The sequence below is a fragment of the Actinomyces sp. ICM39 genome (assembly GCF_000282935.1).
GTDB lineage: Bacteria > Actinomycetota > Actinomycetes > Actinomycetales > Actinomycetaceae > Pauljensenia > Pauljensenia odontolytica_B.
Genome location: NZ_ALCB01000095.1, coordinates 1 through 16574, shown reverse-complemented (window position 1 = coordinate 16574; position 16574 = coordinate 1). Strand labels below are relative to the sequence as shown.

Annotated in this window: 12 protein-coding genes and 1 pseudogene; 10 read left to right on the top strand and 3 right to left on the bottom strand. The window is 66.3% G+C overall.

Annotation, left to right across the window (positions count from 1 at the left end; translation table 11 throughout):
• Nucleotides 1-142 precede the first annotated feature (142 nt).
• Nucleotides 143-1465, top strand: a complete 1323-nt coding sequence (locus tag HMPREF1137_RS05830) for a YkvI family membrane protein (RefSeq protein WP_007589940.1) — start codon at nucleotides 143-145, stop codon at nucleotides 1463-1465.
• 1 nt (nucleotide 1466) lies between these two features.
• On the opposite strand, the gene HMPREF1137_RS05825 is transcribed toward HMPREF1137_RS05830, so the two are convergent.
• Both HMPREF1137_RS05825 and HMPREF1137_RS05820 read right to left on the bottom strand, forming a co-directional pair.
• Nucleotides 1467-2072, bottom strand: coding sequence for a methylated-DNA--[protein]-cysteine S-methyltransferase (locus HMPREF1137_RS05825; RefSeq protein ID WP_007589927.1), 606 nt, complete (start codon nucleotides 2070-2072; stop codon nucleotides 1467-1469).
• Nucleotides 2041-2634: a protoglobin domain-containing protein gene (locus HMPREF1137_RS05820; protein WP_007589924.1), complete on the bottom strand. Its 594-nt coding sequence runs from the start codon at nucleotides 2632-2634 to the stop codon at nucleotides 2041-2043. The genes HMPREF1137_RS05825 and HMPREF1137_RS05820 overlap by 32 nt, the downstream gene beginning before the upstream one ends.
• 219 nt (nucleotides 2635-2853) lie before the next feature.
• On the opposite strand from HMPREF1137_RS05820, the gene HMPREF1137_RS05815 reads away from it, so the two are divergent.
• Nucleotides 2854-4746 carry a cation:proton antiporter gene (locus HMPREF1137_RS05815; RefSeq protein ID WP_034497083.1) on the top strand — a complete coding sequence of 631 codons (1893 nt, stop codon included), beginning with the start codon at nucleotides 2854-2856 and terminating at the stop codon, nucleotides 4744-4746.
• Between the two features lie 36 nt (nucleotides 4747-4782).
• Here the strand turns inward: HMPREF1137_RS05815 and HMPREF1137_RS05810 are convergent, their stop codons facing one another.
• The gene (locus tag HMPREF1137_RS05810; RefSeq protein ID WP_007589976.1) at nucleotides 4783-5355 is read right to left on the bottom strand and encodes a GNAT family N-acetyltransferase; all 573 of its coding nucleotides are present in this window, start codon (nucleotides 5353-5355) and stop codon (nucleotides 4783-4785) included.
• Between the two features lie 218 nt (nucleotides 5356-5573).
• Between HMPREF1137_RS05810 and HMPREF1137_RS05805 the strand changes: the two genes are divergently transcribed.
• From HMPREF1137_RS05805 to HMPREF1137_RS05770, 8 genes and pseudogenes are all read left to right on the top strand, one after another.
• Nucleotides 5574-8984 (top strand): ATP-binding cassette domain-containing protein, encoded by a 3411-nt coding sequence (locus tag HMPREF1137_RS05805; protein ID WP_007589945.1) that lies wholly within the window; start codon nucleotides 5574-5576, stop codon nucleotides 8982-8984.
• A gap of 113 nt (nucleotides 8985-9097) precedes the next feature.
• Nucleotides 9098-9682: a DJ-1 family glyoxalase III gene (locus HMPREF1137_RS05800; RefSeq protein WP_007589969.1), complete on the top strand. Its 585-nt coding sequence runs from the start codon at nucleotides 9098-9100 to the stop codon at nucleotides 9680-9682.
• 49 nt (nucleotides 9683-9731) lie between these two features.
• Nucleotides 9732-10643, top strand: coding sequence for a TatD family hydrolase (locus tag HMPREF1137_RS05795; protein WP_007589958.1), 912 nt, complete (start codon nucleotides 9732-9734; stop codon nucleotides 10641-10643).
• 219 nt (nucleotides 10644-10862) lie between these two features.
• The gene (locus HMPREF1137_RS05790; protein ID WP_007589972.1) at nucleotides 10863-12023 is read left to right on the top strand and encodes a resuscitation-promoting factor; all 1161 of its coding nucleotides are present in this window, start codon (nucleotides 10863-10865) and stop codon (nucleotides 12021-12023) included.
• Between the two features lie 96 nt (nucleotides 12024-12119).
• A complete protein-coding gene (locus tag HMPREF1137_RS05785) occupies nucleotides 12120-13559 on the top strand; it encodes an aggregation-promoting factor C-terminal-like domain-containing protein (RefSeq protein ID WP_007589936.1) in 1440 nt (479 codons plus the stop codon).
• Nucleotides 13560-14512: 953 nt separating this feature from the next.
• Complete coding sequence (locus HMPREF1137_RS10030) at nucleotides 14513-15169, top strand: DUF4230 domain-containing protein (RefSeq protein ID WP_081493519.1); 657 nt, start codon at nucleotides 14513-14515, stop codon at nucleotides 15167-15169.
• An 81-nt stretch (nucleotides 15170-15250) separates the two neighbouring features.
• Nucleotides 15251-16240 carry a 16S rRNA (adenine(1518)-N(6)/adenine(1519)-N(6))-dimethyltransferase RsmA gene (gene rsmA, locus HMPREF1137_RS05775; protein ID WP_007589923.1) on the top strand — a complete coding sequence of 330 codons (990 nt, stop codon included), beginning with the start codon at nucleotides 15251-15253 and terminating at the stop codon, nucleotides 16238-16240.
• 39 nt (nucleotides 16241-16279) lie between these two features.
• Nucleotides 16280-16574, top strand: a pseudogene (locus tag HMPREF1137_RS05770) (4-(cytidine 5'-diphospho)-2-C-methyl-D-erythritol kinase); the annotation flags it as partial.

Below are 16574 nucleotides of genomic sequence, written 5' to 3'. Positions count from 1 at the left end.
TAGTACATTGTGTACACATCTGTGCCTTTGTTGCTCATCGTGAGCGTGAACAATTTCCTACGGACATACCTGACGCCCAGGCGAGCGTCTACCGTGGAACGAGGCCACGGCCTCGTGAAACGTTCGCAATCGGAAGGACCCTATGTCCAAGAAGTACCTCTCTGTCGCCTTCGCCTACGTGGGAGTCATTATCGGCGCGGGCCTGGCGAGTGGCCAGGACCTGCTCCAGTACTTTCTCTCCTTTGGCGCGAAGGGCCTGATCGGCATCGCAGCCCTGGGTGTCCTCAACGTTGTCTTCGGCGTCGTCGCGCTCCAGCTGGGTTCCTACTACCGGTCCGGCCACCACGACGAGGTCTTCGAACGCATCACCCACCCGGCGCTGCGCCGCGTCATCGACGTCGTGCTCGTCTTCTCGGGCTTCGCGATGGGCTTCGTGATGCTCGCGGGCGCGGGAGCGAACCTCGAGCAGCAGTTCGGCCTGCCCGCGTGGGCGGGTAGCGCCCTCTGCGCGGTGATCGTGATCCTCACGGCCTTCCTCGACTTCGACCGGATCATGAAGGTGATCGGTGTTTTTACGCCCATGATCATCGTCGCCATCACGATCCTCACCATCTACTCGCTGGCAACGCCTCACCCCGGTGTCGCCGAGCTCAACGCCGCCGCCACCCAGGTCACCCCGGCGCTGCCCAACCTGTGGCTCTCCACGATCAACTACTTTGCCCTGTGCGTCGTCAACGGCATCGCGATGGCCTTCGTGCTCGGCGGCTCGGTGCTACGCATCGGCGAGGCCCGCCGCGCCGGGCGCATCGGCGGCACTATCATCGCCCTCGTCATCGGCGCGGACGCCCTGTGCCTGTATCTGAACATGGATCGCATCTGGGACGTGAACGTTCCCGCGCTCGAGATCGCGCGCTCGATCCACCCGGCCTTCGCCTTCATCTACACGCTGATCATCTTCGCGCTCATCTACAACACGGTCTTTTCGCTGTTCTACTCGACGGCGCGACGCTTCTCGGGCGGGTCGACCACTCGCATGCGCATCGTCCTCGTCGGCGTCGTTGCCGTGGGCTACGCGGCTTCGCTCATGGGCTTTAAGAAACTGATCGGCGGCATGTACCCGATCATCGGATGGCTCGGCGTTGCCCTCCTCGTCGTCCTCGCGGTCGGCTGGCTGCGCGAGCGCTCCGCCGTCCTGCGCGAGGAGAACCTGCGCCGCAAGCTCATCCGCGTCCTCGTGCGCAAGCACGCCGACGACCTGGAGTACACGGACGAGCACCGCGCCCAGGCCCGTACCCTCGCCCAGGCCTCGGTCGTCGATGGCGCCGAGCTGCGCCGCGAGGCCGACTCGATCGCCGAGCAGATCGCGGACACCCAGGATGATGCCGCCGCTTACGCTCGCGCGGCCCTGCCCGTCGACGAGGCCTTGGTCGAGGAGGCTCTCGAGGCCGACCGGGCGAACGACTGAGTCAGCTCACCGACGAGGCCGTGGCCGCCTCGTGCGCGAGCAGCCAGGCTTTCGCGTCGCCTCCCGCCGCGTAGCCGCCCGGGGCGCCCGCCGCCACAACGCGGTGGCAGGGGCGGATGAGGAGTAGAGGATTGCGACCGACCGCGCCGCCGACCGACTGAGCTGACGCGGGGATGCCCGCGCCCCGCAGCTGGGCGACGATCTGTCCGTATGTGCGCGTCGCGCCGTAGGAGATAGTGGCCATTGCCTCCCACACGTGCTTTTGGAAGTCCGTGCCCGCAGGCGCGAGGGGGATGGGCGCGGGGGAGGGGGCCTCGCCCGCGAAGTATCCGTCGAGCCAGGCCGCCGCCATGCCGAGAGTCCGCGCGTCGGCGTCGTCCCACCCGGCCTCGGCGAGGATGCTGTCCCGGGAAACGGGCGAGGTCAGGTCGAGCGCGGAGCGCGCCACGGCCTCGTTGATGCCGTAGGGGGAGCCGAAGAAACGCTGCCCGGCCACCCACAAGCCGACGAGCGCACCACCCCGCGCGGCCAGCGTGAGGCAGCCGATGGGAGAGTCGTAGGTGGCGAGCGCCGGATCAGAACTGCTCGGGGTGATCTCGGTAGGCATACGCCCACACTGTCACGGCGACAGTGACAGCGCGAGTCCAGGCGTCGCGGACGGCGCTCAGTTCGTCGCCCTCGAAGCCCTCCGCGAGGAGACGGTGCCCGACCTCCACAGTCGGCGCGATGAAGGCGAGCACGTAGCGCAGGGGCACGAATGGCGTCGAGTCCGCCCCATCCGCCGCGTTCTTCGCTGCTGACATGTGCCGTGCGCCGATCAGGTACTGGTAGTCCAACCACGCCTGGTCCCGCTCGCGCGTGCACATGTCGATGATCCACTGGGCGAAGCGCGGCTTCGAGGCCTGCGCGTACTCGGGGTTTGGCTGCCCGTCCGGGTGCGCGGAATGTGCTGCCAGATACGTCTTTTGAGCCAGAATTCCGCGCCACGTGTCGACCATTTCCATAGCGTGTGGCGCCAGGATGGGTTCTGCTCGTGAGAGCAGCTCTGCGTCACCGGGCTGGACGTGTGCGGCGGCCTCGATCTGGCGTAGATCCTCGAGTGTGAGCGGGGATGTGGGGACGGCATCGGTGCCGTAGGTGTACCCCGACGAGTGGTTGTAAGCGGTCATGAGAACCTCCTTGAAACGATGCGTCGATTGTACAACGTGCTCTGATCGTGTGGGTCTGTTTGACATTCGGGGATGGTGTCGAGGCCATGCGGGCGGGGCGTGGTACGCCGCGCGAGTTCGCGGCGCGCGTAGTTGATGCGGTGAGATGGCAACGACGCTGTGGGGGGTTGCTCGCAATACAATTGATCTGTGGAACCCCTTCTTATCGCCGTGGCCGGAATGCTCATCATCGTGGCATGCCAATTCGTCGCGCCCAAGGTGCGCGTGGCAGCCCCCCTGATCCTGCTGGTCGTCGGCCTGGCGATCGGGTTCCTGCCGCAGGTGGGGGCCATCGAGATCGAGCCGCACATCATCCTCGAGATGGTGCTGCCGCCCCTGCTGTTCTCGGCGGCCGTGCGTATGCCGACCATGGACTTCCGCCGCGAGATGCACGCCGTCGCGATGCTCGCGATTCCCCTCGTGTTCCTCTCCGCCTTCGCGGTCGGCTTCGTCATCAACTGGCTGGTCCCCGCGATCTCCCTGCCCTGGGGTGTCGCGCTGGGCGCGGTCCTGTCGCCGACCGACGCGGTCGCCATCTCGATCGCGAAACGCTCGGGTGTCTCCCACCGCATCATCACGGTCCTCGAAGGCGAGGGGCTCTTTAACGACGCGACCTCGCTGGTCCTGCTCTCCGCCGCGATGAGCGCCGGCCTGGCCGCCGACGAACACGCCCTGAATCCGGGCCTGCTCATCGGCAAGGTCGCCATCGCCCTCGGTATCGCCGCGGGTATTGGCTGGGTCGTCGGCGAGGTCGGCGTGCGTCTGCGTGCCCTCATCAAGGAGCCCTCGGCCGACACGGTCTTCTCCTTCGCGATGCCCTTCATCGCGTCGATCCCAGCCGAGCACCTGGGAGGCTCTGGCCTCGTCGCGGCCGTCGTCGCCGGCCTGGTCGTCTCGCGTCGCCGCGCCGCCACGATCTCCGCGATGAACAGGCGATTCTCCCAGCAGAACTGGCAGACCATGACGCTCGTCCTGGAGAGCGGGATCTTCCTGACGATGGGCCTCCAGGCTTTCGGGATCGTCGAGGAGACCGCCGCGTTCTCCGGCGGCCTGGCCTTCGCCGCCTTCCTCGCCGTCATCCTCGGCGCGCTCATCATGGTCATTCGAGCCGTCTTCATCGCGTTGATGTTCACCTGGCTGGACCATCGGCACAAGCGCCGTCAGCGGCGCTACGAGGCCGAGGCAGCGCGCATCGAGCGCTTTGAGAAGCGCATGCACGAGGCAAGCGAGGTCGACGCCGACATGCTTCAAGCGCGCGACCTGAGTCCCGAACACTGGGAAGACGCGCTTAACCACTATCGTCGCCGCCTCAAGCGGCGCGCGCGCCGCAACGCGATGCGCGGATCCGACCTGGACTACTTCGAGAGCGAACCGCTGGGGCCGCGCGAGGGCAGTGTCATCGTCTGGGCGGGCATGCGCGGCGCGATCACCCTGGCCGCTGCGCAAACCATCTCGACGCATGCGCCGATGCGCGCGCTGCTGCTCACTATCGCCCTGTTCATCGCTGCTGGCGCCCTCGTCATCCAGGGCCTGACCCTGCCCGGACTCATTCGCATCGTCAAGCCCAAGATGGCCACGGGCGATATCTCCGAGGAGGAGCGCGCCAAGCTCCTGAAGGTGATGGGCTCCGCGCTGGTGGACACCGCCCTCGCCCAGGCGATCCACGAGGTCGACGGCCAGACCCTGCTGTCTGCCGGCGTTTCGCGCACCCTCTCACGCATCGGGCACGCGGTCGCCGCCGACGACGAGGCCGTGGGTGCTCGCATCGCCCGCACAGCCGACCGCGTCCTCACCGACATTCTCCAAGACACCACGCCCCCGGACGCTGCTTCCGCGAGCGAGACGGACGACGACGGTCACGGCACCGTCGACATGAGCGAGGAGGAGGTTGAGCGCTCCTTCACGCGAGACCAGATCCGTGAACTCGCCCTGGAGGCCATTCACGCCCAGCGCGACGCCCTCCTGCAGGCCCGCGACGAGGGCATCTTCTCCTCGGCCGCCCTGGAAGGGGCCCTCGCCCGACTCGACAACGAGGAAATCCTGCTGGTCTCCAGCCGCGGCGTCGACAACTGATCGCCGCTCTGGCATCAGCCGAGCGAGGTCAGCGCATCAGTCCGTCGTCACCCTCGACGCATACGCCGGGTCGTTCGTGACCGAATTGAGCGCCTCCTCCAGGCGCTGCGGGCTCACGATCCCGTCGCGCGCCAGGACCCGGTAGGTCTGGTCGGCCTCGTGCGTGAGCATGTTCGTCACCGTGAAACCGTTGCGCTCGTAGAACTTCAGGCGTCGCACGCGCTGCTGGTAGTTCCCGGCCTCGCGCACGACCGGCTCGATCTCGAGCAGCTGTGGCACGTCGCCGTAGCGCTCGCGGAAGTGGGTGAGGATGCGTGAGCCGTAGCCCGCACTGCGCGTGCGCCCGTCCACCGCGAGGAAACCCAGGTAGAACAGGTCGGGGAAGACGAAGGAGAAGGTCAGGGCGACCACGTTGCCGGCCCCGTCCTCGCCTGCGGGCAGGGATGGATCGATCCACGCGAGGAAATCGACATCGTCGCGCTCGGCGCTGCGTCGCAGCTCGGGCATCGGGATCTGCTCCTCGGGCGGGAAGGAGCGCTCGTAGATTTCCTTGACTTTGTCAGTGATTGGCCCTTCGTTGGGCACGGGAATCTGGGTGAGGTCGGTCATGGGATCAGTCTAGCCGTTCGGTCTTGCATGCCCCTGCAGGCCGTTCGTTGAACGAGGCCCGGGCTGGGTTTCGGGGACCTCGATGTGACGCGGGAGATACGACATCAGGGGCTTGTCAGGGGACGATCAGGGGTCAGTCAGTGAACAGCGCCGGTCTTGGGCGATGGTCGCTCGCCTATACTTGTCTGCGGAATCAACAGCAGATGTGAGGAAGAAGCGTGCTAGAGCTCAAGGAGATCGTCAAGGCCTATCAGACCGCCAACCTCGTGCAGGTGGCGCTCAACAAGGTCTCCGTGGCGTTCCGCGACAACGAGTTCGTGGCCGTGCTGGGCCAGTCGGGCTCCGGTAAGACGACGATGCTCAATGTCATTGGCGGCCTCGACCGCTTCCAGAGCGGCGACCTGGTCATCGACGGCATTTCGACGAAGGACTACAAAGCCCGCGACTGGGATGCCTACCGCAACAACCGCATCGGCTTCGTCTTCCAGGCCTACAACCTGATCCCGCACCAGAGTGTCCTGGCGAACGTTGAGCTAGCCCTGACCCTGTCGGGTGTCTCGCGCTCCGAGCGCCGTAAGCGCGCCCTCGATGCCCTCGAGCGCGTCGGCCTGAAGGATCACGTCTACAAGAAGCCCTCGCAGATGTCGGGCGGCCAGATGCAGCGCGTCGCCATCGCGCGTGCCCTCATCAACGACCCCGAGATCCTTCTGGCGGATGAGCCCACCGGCGCTCTCGACTCCAAGACGAGCGTGCAGGTCATGGACCTGCTGCGAGACGTGGCCCGCGACCGCCTCGTCATCATGGTGACGCACAACCCCGAGCTGGCACACCAGTACGCGACCCGCATCGTCGAGCTGGCCGACGGTTGCATCGTCGCCGACTCCGATCCTTTCGTGCCGGCCGCCGAAGACCGCCGCGAGGCTAAGCCCGCGCGCCGCACCTCGATGGGCTTCTTGACGGCCTTGTCCCTGTCGGCCAACAACCTGATGACGAAGAAGGGCCGCACCCTCATGACCTCCTTCGCGGGGTCCATCGGCATCATCGGTATCGCCGCGATCCTCGCGCTGGCCAACGGAACCAATGCCTATATCGCCAAAACCGAAGAGGAAACGCTGGGCGCGTATCCGCTGACGATCCAGAAAACGGGCATCGACATGACAGCCGCGCTGTCCGTGTCGGCCTCGGACTCCAAAGACTCTCAGCCCGCGCCCGACGGCAAGGTCGGCGTCTCTAAGCTTCGCACCTTCGCCGATACGATCCGCGACGCGAAGACCAACGACTTGGCCTCCCTCAAGACCTACCTGGACAACAACGGCGGCGACATCAATGCGATGGTTAACGCGATTGAGTACGACTACGACATCGTCCCGCAGATCTACCAGTCCGACACGTCCAAGGCGACCGTGCAGGTCAGCCCCGACCAGTCGATGAAGCAGATGGAAGCCGGTTTCGGTTCCGGGGCCTTCGGGTCGATGATGGAGACGAACGCCTTCTATCAGATGCCCGCGACCTCCTCGCTGTACACCTCCGCGTACGACGTGGTCGCCGGCTCCTGGCCGAGCGGCGCGAACCAGGTCGTCCTGGTCTTGGATGAGGACGGCAACATTCCCAACCTCTTCGAATACACCCTGGGTCTCAAAGACCACAAGGAATTCGACGACCTCATGCGCCAGTACTATCAGGGCGCCCTGGGGGATAAGAAGCAGTCCGGGGCGCAGTCGGGCGCGCAGTCCGGGGCCGCTGCCGCGACCTACGACTACTCCGCGATCCTGGGCACGACCTTCCGCCGCGTCAACGCCTTCGACAAGTACACGTGGGACGACACCTACAAGGTCTGGACGGACCGCTCATCCGACGCGGACTACATGAAGAAGCTCGTGAACGGCGGCCAGGAGCTGACGATCTCCGGCATCGTCAAGCCCAACTCCGACAAGGGCGGCGCCCTGCGCCAGGGCATCGCCTACACGCCCGCCCTGACCTACCAGATCATCGAGGAAGCGGCCGCCAGCCCGATCGTCAAGGCCCAGCGCGCCAAGCCCGACGTTGATGTCTTCACCGGCAAGACCTTCAAGGAGCTGGCGGACAACCAGAAGAGCCAGTCCGGCGGCTTCGACATGTCCTCCCTGTTCACGGTGGACGAGTCCAAGCTTTCCGCCGCCTTCCAGATCGACCCCGACAAGATGCAGATGGACCTGTCGGGCATGGACTTTTCCGGCATGGACCTGTCCGGCCTAGATTTCTCCAACCTCGACATGTCGGGCATGGACCTGTCGAATATTGACCTGTCGGCCCTCGCCGCGCAGTCCGGCGCCCAGTCCGGTATGGCCTTCGACCTGTCCGGCCTCGACTTCGGGGAGCTGAGCAAGGACCTGCCGCAGCTGGCCAACGTCGACTTCCAGACGATCATTCGCTCGGCTCTGGCCGACGGAGCCGTCAAGGATGGCGCGGCCGACTACCTGAGCGCACAGGCTTCCCAGATCGCCCAGGGCTTCCAGGACTACGCCCGCGAGCAGATCGAGGCGGGCGGCACGACGGACTTCGCGACCCTGGCCTCGGCCTACTTCTCTCAGCCCGAGGTGCTCGAGCAGCTGCGAGCGGCCGTCTCCTCGGACCAGGTCGTTGACTCCGACAAGCTCGCCGCGAACCTGACGAAGGCCCTCGGGGACGACCCCGCCCTGGCCCAGATCGGTACCGATGTCTCCACTCAGGTCATGAACGCGATCTCCGCGCAGATCGCCGCCCAGCTGGGCACCACCCTCACGCAGGGCGTGAGCGCCGTCATCGGCCAGGTCATGCAGGAGGCCATGACGAACGCGATGACCTCGATGATGACGCAGCTGTCGACCGCGATTGGTGACCAGATCGGCTCCACCATGGAGCAGTTCGCGACCAACATGTCCAGCGCTTTCTCCATGGATCCGCAGGCCTTCGCCGAGGCCTTCCAATCCAACGTGGACGAGAAGTCCCTCGCGGCCCTCATGGCGACCATGTTCTCCACGAACGTGCCGACCCTGGACACGAACCTGAGGAACCTGGGGTGGGCGGACATCGCCTCCCCATCGAACATCTCGATCTACCCCAAGTCCTTCGCGGACAAGGACAAGGTGAAGGCCGCCCTGGATGCCTACAACGCCGACAACAAGGCGGCGGGCGCGACCGACAAGGTCGTCACCTACTCCGACGTCATGGGCGCACTCATGAGCTCGGTGACCAAGATCGTCGACATCATCTCCTGGCTGCTCATCGCCTTCGTGTCGATCTCTCTCGTGGTCTCCTCGATCATGATTTCGATCATCACGTACATTTCCGTGCTCGAGCGTCGCAAGGAGATCGGCATCCTGCGTTCGATCGGTGCCTCGAAGGGCGACGTGTCGCGCGTGTTCAACGCCGAGACCGTCATCGAAGGCCTCTTGGCGGGCCTGATGGGCGTGGGCGTCACCTACGGGCTGTGCGCGATTGCGAATAGCATCGCCTATTCATCGTTCAATGTCGAGAATATTGCCCAGCTTTCGCCTCTGACGGCCCTGACCCTCATCGCGGTGTCCGTCGGCCTGACCGTTATGGCGGGCGTCATCCCGGCCTCGCGCGCCTCGCGTCAGGATCCGGTCGAAGCCCTGCGCTCCGAGTGACGCACGCGGCCTCGTCCCTTTCGGGGCGAGGCCGTGGCTCGCTTCCAGGGTGCGCGCGGCTGCGCTAACCTGGACGTAACGCTTGTTTGAGTAGCCGCGAGGAAAGAGGAAACATGCCCACTCCCGAGAAGCTTGCCACCGACGCCACCGTCGCCATCATGCTGGCCGACGGCTTCGAAGAGGTCGAGGCCCTGGCCGTCGCCGACGTCCTGTATCGCGCCGGGGTGCGCGCGGACCTGATCTCCGTGACCGACGCCCGCCACGTGACCAGCTCGCATGGCATCCGCGTCGTCGCCGACCTCATGTTCGAGGACGTGGACCTGTCCACCTACACCGTCCTTTTCCTGCCCGGCGGCATGCCCGGCACCCTGGGCCTGAAGAGTACGCCCGCCATCCAGACCGAGGTGCTGCGCCGCTCCGACGCCGCCCAGCCCATCGCCGCTATCTGCGCGGCCCCCTCGATCCTGTCCGAGCTGGGCGTGCTCGACGGCCGCCACGCGACTGCGAACCCCGCCTTCGTCAAGGCCATCGCCGAGGGCGGTGCGATCGTCCACGAGAACCCGGTCGTCGTCGACGAGCAGATCATCACCAGCCGCGGCGCCGGCACCTCCCTGGAGCTCGGTCTCGAGATCGTGCGCTACCTCCTCGGCGACGAGGTCGTCGACGAGGTCGCCCGCGGCGTCGTGCTCGCCCGCTGATGAGCACCCGCCTCGTTCCTTATCTCTCCCGAAAGGTCGCGACCCTCGCATGAGCCCGCGTAAGCCTCGTCCCTGGCCCGACGCGCCCGCGCCCCTGGCGGCGCCCGTGGTGGACAACCACACGCACCTGCCCACCCACGTCGGCGAGATCCCCCGGCGCGAGGGCGTGGCGCTCAGCCTCGAGGAGCAGCTGGAGCGTGCCCGCGAGGTGGGCGTCACCCGGATGATTTCGAGCGCCTGCGAGCTGCCCGACTTCGACCCGATGATCGAGCTGGCGCGCGCTCACGAGGGCGTGCGCGTCGCGATCGCGATCCACCCCAACGACGCGGCCCTGCACGCCGGCTGCGCGGACCCCTCGCCCGACGGTCTGGTCCCGAAGGTGCGCGACTACCACGTGCCTCTCGACGAGGCCCTGGCCGCCGTCGAGGCTCGCCTGGACGATCCGATGGTCGTCGCGGTGGGGGAGAGCGGCCTGGACTATTTCCGCACCGCCGACCCGGGCCGCGAGGCGCAAAAGGAATCCTTCCGCGCGCACATCGACATGGCGCAGCGCGCCGGCCTCCCCCTGCAGATCCACGACCGCGACGCCCACGAGGACACCCTCGCGATTCTCGACGAGCGTGCGAGCGCGGACCAGCGCATCGTCTTCCACTGCTACTCGGGGGATGCGGAGATGGCGCAGCGCCTCGCTGAGCGCGGATGGTACGCCTCCTTCGCCGGTCCGATTACCTATCCCGCGAACTCCGACCTGCGCGCCGCGCTCGCGGTCCTGCCGCGCGAGCTTGTCCTCGTGGAGACCGACGCCCCCTACCTGACGCCTGTCCCGTGGCGCGGCTGCCCCAACGCCTCCTACGTCATGGCTCACACGGTGCGTTTCATCGCCGACCAGTGGGGCGTTAGCGAGGCGGCGGCGTGCGACCAACTGCGGGCGAACACCGAGGCGGTCTACGGTACCTGGTGAGGTTTTCGTTCCTCCCGATAGAGGGAGCGTTGGTGTCTGCGTGGTGTTGTGACGGCGTTCTCTGACTGGTGAATTGCGTCAAAGTGGTCGCGCAACGGTAACAAATTGGTTACGGTGGGTGTGTCAGTCCGATTCGGGCTACTCGTCTGAACTCTCCGCGCGCCGCGGGGCAAGCGTTGATGAGGCCCTCGAAACGGAACCTACGAACTCTGGAGACACGTGAGCGTTCAGCCCTCCCGTACAACCGTCATTTCCGTCGCAGCCGCGACGGCCCTTCTGGTGGCCGGAACCGCTGCCGCTGCCGTCGGAACTTCCTATCGTCACGTGACCGTCGAGGTTGACGGCGTCACCCACGACGTGTCCGGCTTCTTCACAACCGCGGGCGATGCCCTGAGCACGGCCGGCGTCTCCGTCGGCGCCCACGACCTCGTCGCCCCCGCCTCCGACCAGCACGTCGCGAGCGGCGACACCGTCGTCGTGCGCACCGCCACCGAATACGATGTGACGGTCGACGGAAACCAGACCACCGCGTGGTCCACCGCTCCGTCTATCTCCGGCGTGCTCGCGGCCCTGCCGGCGTCCGCCGCGTCCATGGCGGCCGACCGCTCCTACACCCGCGCCGAAATGCCCGTCGCCGAGACCGGCGACACCATCCACGTCATCGCCGACGGCACCACGACCGACGTCGTCGCCTCGTCCTCCGAGGGCACGACCGCGATACTCGAAAAGGCTGGCGTGAGCGCCGGTCCGATCGACCGCGTCACCCTGGAAAACAAGGACGGCGAGACCACCCTGCGCGTGGCTCGCGTCGTGCGCGGCACCGTGTCCACCACGACCGAGATTCCCTACGAGACCGAAGAGCGTGAGGACGCCGAGGCCGAAGAGGGTACCGAGAAGACCGTGCAGGAAGGCGTGGCCGGCTCCGAGGTGACCGAGGCCTACCAGGAGACCATCGACGGTAACGTCACCGTCTCCGCCGTCCTGTCCACGACCCGCACCGAGCCCACCAAGCGCATCGTTTCCAAGGGTACGAAGGCCAAGAAGGCTGAGGATACCTCGGCCTCGTCGTCCTCCGGTGCTGCTTCCTCCGGCTCCTCCTCGTCCGGTTCGTCCGCTTCCGCGCCTGCCGCGGTCTCCGGCGACGACGCTGCGATCTGGGCGGCCATTGCCCAGTGTGAGTCCGGGGGTAACCCGTCGATCAACACGGGCAACGGCTACTACGGCATGTACCAGTTCTCGCTGCCGACCTGGCGTTCCGTCGGCGGCTCCGGCCTGCCTTCCGACGCCTCCGTCGAGGAGCAGACCATGCGTGCGCGCATGCTTCAGCAGCGTTCCGGTTGGGGCCAGTGGGGCTGCGCCTACAAGCTCGGCCTCGTCTGACGTGACATTGCCCGCTGGCATGCCAGGACTCTGGCGTGCCAGCGAGCGCCCACGCTAAGCTGACCAGCAGTACCGATAGCGAGTAACTGGAGAATTGTGAGCCATCATCTGAGCACCTCCCTGAGTGCGTCCGCCGCCAGCGCCCTGCACGTCCTCGGTGGCCGTCTGCGCTCCTTTGCCCCATCTCCGCGCGTCGTTCTGGGTGTTGCAGCCCTGACCTCGGCGGGTGTCCTCGGCATCGCCGGTGTCGGCGTCGCCTCCTCGCACACCTCTGTCATGCTCGAGGTCAACGGAGTGTCTCGTCCCGTGACCTCGTGGGGTAACACCGTCGGTGACGCCCTCAAGGCTGCCGGTGTGAGCATCGGCAGCTACGACCTCGTGCAGCCCGGCCCGGCTGAGGCCGTGCGTGACGGTGACACGATTGTCGTGCGCACCTCCAAGGCCTACACGGTGAAGGTCGACGGCCAGACTCGCACCCTGTGGACCACCGCCTCCTCGGCGGATAGCATCCTCGCCGACGCCGCGCCGCTGGGCTCGGCTGTCTCCCTTGCTGCGGACCGCTCCTCGTCCCGTGACGAGTTGACCCCGCTCGTGTCGCGCGCTCGTAACGTCGCAGTCACGGTGGACGGCTCGACCCGCGAGGTCGCCGCGCGCCCCGGTCAGGACGCGCGCGCCATCCTCGAAGCGGCCGGCGTGTCCGTTCACCCCCTGGACCGCGTGACCGTCTCGACCGGCCCCAATGGCGAGCTGACCATCAACGTCAGCCGCGTGACCCGCGGCGAGGCCACGACCACCGTCGAAATCCCCTTCAGTGAGACGACGGCGACCAGCTCCGACCTGTTCGTGGGCGAGTCCCAGGTGACCACGGCCGGCATCAACGGCGTGACCACGTGGACTGTGTGGCAGGAAAAGAACGGCGACGAGGTCCTGACCTCCGTGCCGATCACCGAGCACTCGACCTCGCAGCCCGTGACACAGGTGCGCAGCGAGGGAACGAAGGAGGCCACCCCGGCCGCCCTCGTTGCCGCCGGTATTGATCCCAAGGCCACTCTCGAGGAGAAGACCGAGGCGGACGGCACGACCTCCGTGCGCTACCGTGCGAAGCTTGGCACGATCTCCACGAAGGAAGAGATCGCCGCGATCGCCGCCGACTCGAAGAACGCGGATACCGCCACGGCTGCCGCCGCCGCTGCTGCCGCTGCCGCCGCCGGTGCCGTCCCCACGAACTACTCCGGTGAGGACCCGCGTTCGCTGGCCAAGCCCCTCGTCGCAGCCCAGGGCTGGGGCGACAGCGAGTACCAGTGCCTGGTCCTCCTGTGGAACCGCGAGTCGCAGTGGAACCCCTACGCTGAGAACGCCTCGTCGGGCGCCTACGGCATCCCACAGTCGCTGCCGGGCTCCAAGATGGCCTCGGCCGGCGCTGACTGGCGCACCAACCCGATCACCCAGATCAACTGGGGTATCGGCTACATCAAGGGCCGCTACGGCACGCCCTGCTCCGCATGGGCGCACTCCAACGCGGTGGGCTGGTACTAAGTCTGAGAGCTTGTGAGGGCCGGGTCTGACAACGAAGGTTGTCGGGCCCGGCCTTCTTCTGTATCTGCGGGTAGCTGTCCGGCTGGGGTGGGCACGTGGATAGGTTGTGAAGATGTGGATAGCTTATGCGCATGCGGATAGGCAAATAAGCTATCCGCATGTCGATAACCTATCCGCATGTCGATAACCTATCCGTACGCCGATAACCTATCCGTACGCCGATAACCTATCCGCGTGATTGCAACCTATCCATATGGTGCCCGTCCCAATGTCACACGTGGGCCCGTTGAATCGCACCGCCTGCGCTTAGTGTGGGGTCTGGCGCTGGGGCCGAGTGTCTCTTCGATGCTGCGTCGAGTCACGGCTCCGCGATGTGGCTTGTTGCTAAGTGGTGTAACACCACATAGCGGGGTGTTGCACCAGTTCGGAGCTGGTGTAATGCTCCCTAACTGGTGTAATGCTCCCTAACTGGTGCAATGCTCCCTAACTGGTGCAGCGCTGCCCGGCCGGGCGCAGTTGAACGTCGGTGAGGCGTGGCTGACAGGAACGGGGCAGTGGCATGGACGGTCGGCTCCGCGAAGACGCTTGTGACCGATGAGGTGTTACACCCGATCGGGAAGATTCAACCCCTTCTGATCGGGTGGAATCCTCCCGATTAGGTGGAATCCTCCCGATTAGGTGGAATCCTCCCGATTAGGTGGAATCCTCCCGATGGGGCGCATCCTGTCTGAGGCGCAGCGGCGCGAGCTCGATAGCCAAATAACACCGCCCTCGACGATCTCAGGGACCGAGCCGCAACCAACGCGTTTTGTCCATTGGCTCGGTTGTGGTCAGGCAGCGAGATGTGGGTGTCCGGCTATCCGCGGTGCCGCTGTTGTGTCACCTTGACACTTACCCTACAATTCCCGTGAAGGTTACCTAATATTCATCGTGTTTGTGTCAGTGAGGTCATCATGGGTTTTTCCGGCGTTGCTCGAGTGGTTGCATCGTTGGCGATTGCAGGAGCAGGATTCGCCGGTGGCATGAAGGCTGCCCCCGTACTCGGCTTTGGGTCCACGCAGGATCAGGGTGCGGAACCTGTCGTCACCGTTGACACGACTCTTGTGAAAAACTCTTTCGCTGACATTGGTGAACTCGCCACTGAGTCCTACAACTTCACCCAGGTGGGGAAATACTCTGAGGAGGGAACCAAGGTGTTCGGCATGGAAGTGCCGGGGACGGGTGCCCATTACCTCATCACCTATTCGGGTGAGGTGAAGGCCGGGGTGGCCGATGTGAGCCAGATTCAGGTTGAGGTTGACGAGGCGGCCCACGTTGTGACGGTGACCGTGCCTGCCGTCGAAGTTCTCTCCGCCTCCATCGACCCCGCCTCGGTCGAGACCTACGACCAGTCTTTCTCCGTTGTCAACCAGATCGAGGTCGGAGAAGTCACCACCTTCCTGGCGGAACGGGAGACCGCTGCCGCAGACGAGGCCATCTCCAAGGGCCTGCTCGACAAGGCGCAGGGGCGTGTGGAAGACATCGTGAAGAAGCAAGTCAACGCTGTTCTCGGCGAGCAGGCCAGCAAGTACGAGGTGCGCGTCGTTCTGCCGCCTCCTCCCGCCCAGTGACGCTTCGAGCCTCGCAGGTGGCCGAGCCTCACAGCGCCGCTTGCCCCGGCCTCGTCGGCCCCGTGCACTAGACTTGCCAGCGTGAGCCGATCCTCCAGCCCCCGCAACCAGCGCGACACGCGCAGCCGCCTCGACCCGACCCTGCCCGAGGGTGCCGTCCCCTCCGAGACGGGCCTGCTCGGCCCCCTCGAAGTCAAGGCCATCTCCGAGGCGCTCGGCATCCGCCCCACTAAGGTGCTTGGCCAGAACTTCGTGCATGACGCGGGCACGGTGCGCAAGATCGTCGCAGCCGGTGGCGTCGAAGAGGGCGACGAGGTCGTTGAGGTCGGCCCGGGTCTCGGCTCCCTGACGCTCGCGCTCCTGGAAGTCGGTGCGCGCGTGCGGGCCGTCGAGATTGACCCGCCCCTGGCCGCAGCGCTGCCGCAGACCGTGCGCGCCCGCATGAGCGAGGCCGCCGACCGTTTCCACGTCGTGACCATGGATGCGACGGAAATCAGCGGTGTCGATGACTTCGGCGTGGACTGGCCCGCCCCCACCAAACTCGTCGCGAACCTGCCGTACAACGTGGCCGTGCCGGTTCTGCTCAACATGCTTGAGGCCTTCCCCTCCATCCAGGGTGTCGTCGTCATGGTCCAGGCCGAGGTCGCGGACCGCCTGGCCGCTGGCCCCGGATCGCGCACCTACGGCGTGCCTTCCGTGAAGGCCTCCTGGTACGGCTCGGTGGAGCGCGCGGGGACGATCGGCCGCTCGGTGTTTTGGCCCGTGCCCGGCGTGGATAGTGCCCTCGTGCGCCTGACGCGCCTGGAGACCCCGCGCGGGGACGACGAGCTGCGCCGCGCCACTTTCGAGGTCACCGACGTGGCCTTCGGGCAGCGTCGCAAGACCCTGCGTGCGGCCCTCAAGAACTGGGCGGGCGGCCCCGAGGCCTCCGAGGCCCTCCTGTCCGCCGCCGGCATCGACCCGACGCGCCGCGGCGAGACCCTCTCGATCGACGAGTTCGTCGAGCTGGGCCGTGCCGTCATCGAGGCCCGCGCAAACGGCACCCTCGCGGCGTCGACCGCAGCCCGCTGACGGCCGCCGGTCACACAATCGGCAGGAAGAAGGAACGCCATGCGTGAAGTGCGCGCCAGTGCGCCCGGAAAAGTCAACCTGACCCTGCGCGTCGGAGCGCCCACGTCCGACGGCTACCACCCCCTCGTCACGGTTTTCGAGGCCCTGAACCTGCGTGAAACCGTCACCGTGCGCACCTCGAAGACGCCCGGCGTGCGCGTCGAGACAATCGCGTACCTGCCCGACGGCAGCGTCGACGAGGCCACGACCCGCGCCATGGCGGACGTGGACCCGGCCACCCACCTGGCCGTGCGCGCCGCGCGCGTCCTCCAGCGCCTCGCTGCCGCGGGCCCCT